At 44.7% G+C, this 6,699-nt stretch carries 7 protein-coding genes, 2 tRNA genes and 2 rRNA genes; all 11 read right to left on the bottom strand.

Features of this window, described 5'->3' with window-relative positions:
- Positions 1-15: 15 nt before the first annotated feature.
- Complete coding sequence (locus ACEYKX_RS11255) at positions 16-885, bottom strand: septal ring lytic transglycosylase RlpA family protein (RefSeq protein WP_373766668.1); 870 nt, start codon at positions 883-885, stop codon at positions 16-18.
- A 49-nt stretch (positions 886-934) separates the two neighbouring features.
- Positions 935-2,065: a rod shape-determining protein RodA gene (gene rodA, locus ACEYKX_RS11260; protein WP_373766667.1), complete on the bottom strand. Its 1,131-nt coding sequence runs from the start codon at positions 2,063-2,065 to the stop codon at positions 935-937.
- Entirely contained in the window at positions 2,058-4,004 is a 1,947-nt protein-coding gene (gene mrdA / locus ACEYKX_RS11265; RefSeq protein ID WP_373766666.1) for a penicillin-binding protein 2, read from the bottom strand. The genes rodA and mrdA overlap by 8 nt, the downstream gene beginning before the upstream one ends.
- Before the next feature lie 6 nt (positions 4,005-4,010).
- Positions 4,011-4,478 carry a 23S rRNA (pseudouridine(1915)-N(3))-methyltransferase RlmH gene (gene rlmH, locus ACEYKX_RS11270; protein ID WP_373766665.1) on the bottom strand — a complete coding sequence of 156 codons (468 nt, stop codon included), beginning with the start codon at positions 4,476-4,478 and terminating at the stop codon, positions 4,011-4,013.
- Entirely contained in the window at positions 4,478-4,792 is a 315-nt protein-coding gene (gene rsfS, locus ACEYKX_RS11275; RefSeq protein ID WP_373766664.1) for a ribosome silencing factor, read from the bottom strand. Before rsfS ends, rlmH begins: the two co-directional genes overlap by 1 nt.
- Before the next feature lie 119 nt (positions 4,793-4,911).
- Positions 4,912-5,205, bottom strand: a complete 294-nt coding sequence (locus ACEYKX_RS11280; RefSeq protein WP_373766663.1) for a DUF5389 family protein — start codon at positions 5,203-5,205, stop codon at positions 4,912-4,914.
- Between the two features lies 1 nt (position 5,206).
- Positions 5,207-6,100 (bottom strand): site-specific tyrosine recombinase XerD, encoded by an 894-nt coding sequence (xerD, locus tag ACEYKX_RS11285; protein ID WP_373766662.1) that lies wholly within the window; start codon positions 6,098-6,100, stop codon positions 5,207-5,209.
- Positions 6,101-6,217: 117 nt separating this feature from the next.
- A tRNA-Trp gene (locus ACEYKX_RS11290) sits at positions 6,218-6,293 on the bottom strand.
- A gap of 37 nt (positions 6,294-6,330) precedes the next feature.
- A tRNA-Asp gene (locus ACEYKX_RS11295) sits at positions 6,331-6,407 on the bottom strand.
- Between the two features lie 11 nt (positions 6,408-6,418).
- Positions 6,419-6,534: ribosomal RNA gene (rrf, locus tag ACEYKX_RS11300) — 5S ribosomal RNA — on the bottom strand.
- A 51-nt stretch (positions 6,535-6,585) separates the two neighbouring features.
- A 5S ribosomal RNA gene (gene rrf, locus ACEYKX_RS11305) occupies positions 6,586-6,699 on the bottom strand; the annotation flags it as partial.

The following is a 6,699-nucleotide window of genomic DNA, read 5'->3' on the forward strand; positions in this document are numbered from 1 at the left end:
AAAGAAATTTCCGTTTTATTTTTCTGAATAACTGAAAACCTGAAACTGACCCAGCTTAGAAAGTTCTCTTTTAACGCGTAAACTTTCGGCTTGGTCAGCCACATTGACTATAATTTCATAACGCTGATTACGTGCTTCAACACGCGTTTTCTGTTTAAGTTTTTGGGTGACTTTATTTGCTTCCCGTTCATTATCGGCAATCACCTTCAACAAATAGCGAGACGTTTTATCGGTACTTTTTTCTGAGGAAGAGGATGCCGAACCGGTTGCTTTAATCGCCAAATCATCGCCGTTTTCTTTGATTTTAAGCGGCAATCCTTCCTTTTTCGCCAACTGCATTAATCGTTCGGCACCCTTACCGGTAATATAGCCTTGACTATCAACATGGAGCGCTTCAACCCTGACTTTTGAAATTCCCGCATTTAACATGCCGATTTCCCTTGCCGCACCTTTGGATAAGTCAATAATACGCGCTTTACTGAACGGTCCGCGATCATTAATTCGTACAATCACTTTACGATTGTTTTTTAAATTCGTCACTAACGCATACGATCCGAGAGCCAGCGACTTATGAGCGGCAGTAAAACCCTCCTGATCGTAGATTTCACCGCTGGCGGTTTTTCGCCCGTGAAATTTACCGCCGTAATAACTTGCCGTACCGGTTTGGCTATATTCACGTGACGCTTCTTTACTGATGGTTGAGTGCGTTTTCCCTTTTATGGTGTAACTATACTTCTTTTCACTGACCTTTGTCGGCTTTAACGTTGCACCCTTCACACCATACAATTTTTTAGTGACATTTTGAGTGGTCGCCGACGAATGTTGCAAAGGGGTTAATGCGATAAAAATCGTTAGCAATAACGATGCGACTTTGTTTAATGGCATAAAATCTCCTTTTTGCTTTCGTTACTGCAAGAAAGCAATATAGCGTTGGTTATTTCAATTTATTGTACGGATTGTCTTTATCACGACGCTCACGATGGACATGCACGGACATCATTAATCCGAAAGCAGCCATCAGCGTCACATAAGACGTGCCGCCGTAACTAAAAAGCGGTAACGGAACACCAACCACCGGTAGAATACCACTCACCATACCGATATTGACAAAAACATACACAAAAAACAACAATGCGGTACCGCCGGACAATATCCGTCCGAACGCCGTATTGGCTTTTGCGCCAATCACAAGCCCTCTTGCAATGATAAACAAGTAAATGGCAAGTAAAATCAATATTCCAATCATACCGTGCTCTTCACTCAGCACCGCAAAAATGAAATCCGTATGCGGTTCCGGTAAAAATTCCAATTGGGATTGGGTTCCTTCCATCCACCCTTTACCTTCCATACCCCCCGAACCAATAGCAATTTTGGATTGGATAATATGGTAGCCTGAGCCTAACGGGTCCTTCTCAGGGTCGATGAGGGTCATTACCCGGGTTTTCTGATAATCATGCATCAAATAAAACCACATAATCGGAATAAACCCTGCTAGAAAGACAACACCGGCGGCGATCAGTTTCCAACTTAATCCGGCTAAAAACAAAACAAATACACCGGCGGCACATACCAAAATCGACGTCCCTAAATCCGGCTGAGCAGCTACCAACAACGTCGGCGCAATAATCAAGGCTAATGCAATAAAAGTATCACGAAATGTCGGCGGAAGCTGACGTTTGCCTAAATACGCCGCGACCATCAGCGGCACGGCAAGTTTAGCGATTTCCGAAGGTTGAAAACGGACAAAACCCAAATTTAACCAACGTTGTGCGCCCTTACTGATTTCTCCCGCGACATCAACCAACACCAACAAAATAATGCAAACAACATAAAGATAGGGCGAAACCTTTTCATAAAACCGCGGTGGGAAAAAAGCCATAAACAGCATTAAGCCCAAGCCTAACCCGACTTGAATCAAACGGTTCATAAACATTCTTTCATTACCGCCGCTGGCACTATAAAGTACCAACAAGCCGTATAATGTGATCGCCAATAAGCCGATAAGCAATAAGAGGTCAATGGCAAACACTTTCCAAAAACGCTCTGAAAACGATTTCTTACTCACTCAATCCCTCATCTGTAACAAGCGGTGCGTTTTGTTCCGAATTTTGCAAATTCTCCGTATTGCTTTCCGGTTGACGGCTCAGCACATAATCCATGATCTTACGCACGACAGGTGCGGCGGCACTGGAGCCGCCGCCCGCATTTTCTAAAATGATTGACACCACCACCTTCGGATCATCATAAGGCGCATAACCGGTGAACCAAGCATGATCGTGCAATTCTTTTTTAATTGCGCTGGAGTTATAGCTTTGCCCTTTCAAGCTGAAAACCTGAGCCGTACCCGTTTTTCCCGCCGCGCGATAAGGCGCACCGATAAACGCCTTTCTACCGGTTCCGTTACTGGCGTTCACCACATTATACATACCCAACTTAGCCAACTGCCAATAGCGTGGCGGCACATCTTTAATGTCTTCATATAACAGCGGATCCTGATACACCTTGGTATCGGTCGATACTATTTCTTTCATCAAATGCGGCGTATTCACTTTGCCGTCGTTAATCAATACCGCTGTAGCTTTTGCCAATTGAAGCGGCGTAGCTATCCAATAACCTTGCCCAATCCCGACAGAAATCGTATCTCCTTGAATCCACGATTTTTTATGGCGCTTTTGTTTCCACTCACGGCTCGGCATAATGCCGACGGACTCTTCACCGATATCAATCCCGGTTTTTACCCCGAAACCGAATTTTTTCATCCAATCGGACATTTTATCGATCCCCATATCATAAGCGAGTTGATAAAAGAACGTATCGGATGACTCCGTAATCGCTTTATTCACATCCGTTCTGCCGTGACCGCCTTTTTTCCAGTCGCGGAAACGTTGCGTAGAGCCTGGCAGAATCCAATATCCCGGGTCAAAAATCGCAGTAGCCGGCGTAATTTTTCCTTCCGCTAAACCGGCAACCGCCATGAATGGTTTGATCGTCGATGCCGGCGGATAGGTTCCCTGTGTCGTACGGCTGTACAACGGGCGATCAGGATCATCCAACAAGGCTTTGTAATCCGCCCCCGAAATGCCGTCAACGAATAAATTATTATCATAACTCGGTGTCGAAACCATGGCTAAAATGCTGCTGTCACGCGGATCCAACACCACGACGGCACCTTTTTGATTACCCAATAGCGAAACGATATAACGTTGCAAGTCAACATCGATCGTCAAACGAATACTACCGCCCGCAATTGCCGGTTGATCCCGTAATTTTCGAATCACTTTACCTCGGTTATTGATCTCCACTTCTTCAAAACCCGTCACGCCATGTAACTGCTCTTCATAATATTTTTCGATACCGAGTTTACCGATATCGTGTGATCCCGCATAATTCCCGAATTTACCTTCGTCTTGTAACTTTTTCTTATCTTTATCGTTAATTTTGGCAACATACCCCAATACGTGTGTCAAAATATCGCCGTAAGGGTAATTACGTTTAAAGTACGGCTGAATATCCAAACTTGGAAAGCGGTATTGATTCACGGCAAAACGGGCGATTTGCTCTTCCGTCAAATTTGGTTTTAATAGAATCGGCGTATAGCGCGATGTCCGTTTTTTTTCTTTGCGATAGTTCTCGATATCTTCGTCGGTTAATCCCACAACGTTTTTCAACTCATTAAACGTTTCGTCCAAGTTTTCCACTTTTTCCGGCACGATATATAACCCGAAAAACGTCAGATTTTCCGCTAAGATCTTACCGTTACGATCGTAAATCAATCCCCTGGTCGGAGGAACGGGCAATAATTTAATACGGTTACCGTTTGAACGCGTTTGATAGGATTCATAATCGATCACTTGTAAATGATACAGGTTTGTCAGCAGCACTCCGGTTAATGCCAAAACCCCTAAAAACGCAATCAGTGCGCGACGGACAAACAGATTCACCTCTGCTTTACCGTTGCGCACTTTTTCATAGCGTTGTTGCGGTTTCAGTAATTTATTGAGCATGCGTCATTATTCTCGATGATACGGATGATTGGTCGTCAATGACCAGGCGCGATATAAACTTTCAGCCACCACCACCCGAACCAACGGATGCGGTAACGTTAACGGCGAAAGCGACCAGCTTTGTTCTGCCGCCGCTTTACATTCGGGAGACAACCCTTCGGGACCGCCGATCAACAGACAAATATCCCGACCGTCATTTTTCCACCCTTCAAGCTGCCGAGCCAGTTGTTCCGTCGTCCAAGGTTTACCGGGAATATCCAAGGTCACCACTTTTCCTCGACCACAAGCACTCAACATTGCTTTACCTTCTTGTTCTAAAATACGTTTGATATCCGCATTTTTACCGCGTTTTCCTGCCGGTACTTCAATCAACTCAAACGGCATATCTTTCGGAAAGCGGCGCTGATATTCCTCAAAACCTTTTGTCACCCAATCAGGCATTTTGGTACCGACGGCAATTAACTGAATCTTCATTACGCCCAAAGTTTTTCAAGTTGGTACATATCACGGCTGTCTTGCTGCAAGATATGCACAATCGCCTGACCGAAATCAATCACGACCCAATCGGCGATGGCTTTGCCCTCTTGCGCAAAGACTTCCACACCGGCCTTTTTACTTTCTTCAATTAAATTATCGGCAGTAGAAGCCACATGCCGACTGGAGGTACCCGTGCAAACAATCATGGTATCCGTAATACCGGATTTTCCTTGAACATCAATCGCACGAATATCTTTTGCTTTTAATCCCTCTAATGTATGGGTAAGGAAATGAACTAAGTTTTGTGTCATCTTTCAATTTTTACGTTTCAAAAAGTGGTGAATTATAGCACGGAAATTGACGGATTCAGACTAACGGCACGGAAACAAATCAGATTTGCAAAATTTTTCGCAAATCCGACCGCTTGTATTCAAAGACTTTTGACAATGTAAATCAATATGCTGTAAAAAACGGCAAAGGCGATAAAGAGCAACCCCCGCGCCAGCTTAGCGTGTGTCCGGTGTAATTTGTACAACATACCGGCAATGACAAGTAATATTAACGGATACACCCAAAACAGGATGGAAAACCAATCCACTTGACTGGGCGTTAATGCCGGATTCTCCGAAAATGAAGGCGAGATTAATAATGCCAACGGCCATAATGCGCCGGGTACACAAAACAGTGCCAACGCCCAGCTAAACGCGGAAAAACCTTTCTGCATGCTATCCTCTTGGATGAAATTGTTGATGTAATGATTTTAAGCGGGCCTTTGCAACCTGCGTATAAATTTGTGTTGTCGATAAATCGCTATGCCCCAGTAGCATCTGTACCACGCGCAAATCCGCCCCGTGATTCACCAAATGTGTGGCAAAAGCATGTCGTAACACATGGGGAGAAAGTTTATCGTTATCAATTCCGGCAAGCAATGCATAATGCTTGATGCGATGCCAAAATGTTTGACGCGTCATTTGAGTCCCTCGCCGACTGGGAAAGACCACATCGGATTGCTCACCGTTTAACAGAGCACCTCGCCCGTACCGAAAGAACTCCTGAAGCCAGTACCCCGCTTCTTCGCCAAACGGAACGAGACGCTCCTTATCCCCTTTACCGATAATTCGTACAACACCTTGCCGTAAACTTAAATTATCCGTCGTTAACGAGACCAACTCAGTGACGCGCAATCCTGTCGCATACAGCAACTCCAGCATGGCTTTATCACGTAATTCCAGAGGCTCCGAGGTTCGCGGAGCATTCAACAAATCCATGACTTGCTCTTCGCTTAATGATTTCGGTAAATGCATTGCTTTTCGAGGGAAAGTGAGCGTTTCCGTCGGATCATCCTGACGATAATGCTCTAAATAAAGAAAACGGAAAAATTTTCGCAAACAACTAAGCATTCTTGCCGAACTACTGCTTTTATACCCTTGCAATAAACGCTCACCCAAAAACGTTTGTAAATCAATATGTTCCAATGACAAAAATGCATTCGGATGCGGTAATGACCGGACAAAATGTTCCAAATCAAGACGATAAGAGGCCACGGTATTATCCGACAAACCGTGTTCTTGCCATAATGAATCGAGAAATTGTTCAATAATAGGATCAAGCTGTTTCATACAAGCGGTGAGATTGTCATAAAAATTTGCAAAATTCTAACATAAAAGCGAAACAGGATTTCGATATACGTCAAACGAAAAAACCGATTAGCTTTCACTAATCGGTTCTTCTAATAATGGCAGGGGCGGAGAGGCTCGAACTCCCAACACCCGGTTTTGGAGACCGGTGCTCTACCAATTGAACTACGCCCCTAAAGCTAAAGCAAGTATGAAACTTGCTTATTAATAAGTGGCGGAACGGACGGGACTCGAACCCGCGACCCCCTGCGTGACAGGCAGGTATTCTAACCAGCTGAACTACCGCTCCGCGAATTAGGTAATTGGCAATGCCCTACTCTCACATGGGGAATCCCCACACTACCATCGGCGTTACTGCGTTTCACTTCTGAGTTCGGGATGGAGTCAGGTGGGACCACAGCACTATGGTTGCCAATAAATTCTTTTATTAAGTTAGTTCACTAATTTAATGAACTAAGTTAATAAAACCCTGATGGTGCCCTACTCTCACATGGGGAAACCCCACACTACCATCGGCGTTACTGCGTTTCACTTCTGAGTTCGGGATGGAATCAGGTGGGACCACAGCACTACGGCCATCA

The organism is Glaesserella sp. (assembly GCF_041817755.1).
Classification (GTDB): domain Bacteria; phylum Pseudomonadota; class Gammaproteobacteria; order Enterobacterales; family Pasteurellaceae; genus Glaesserella.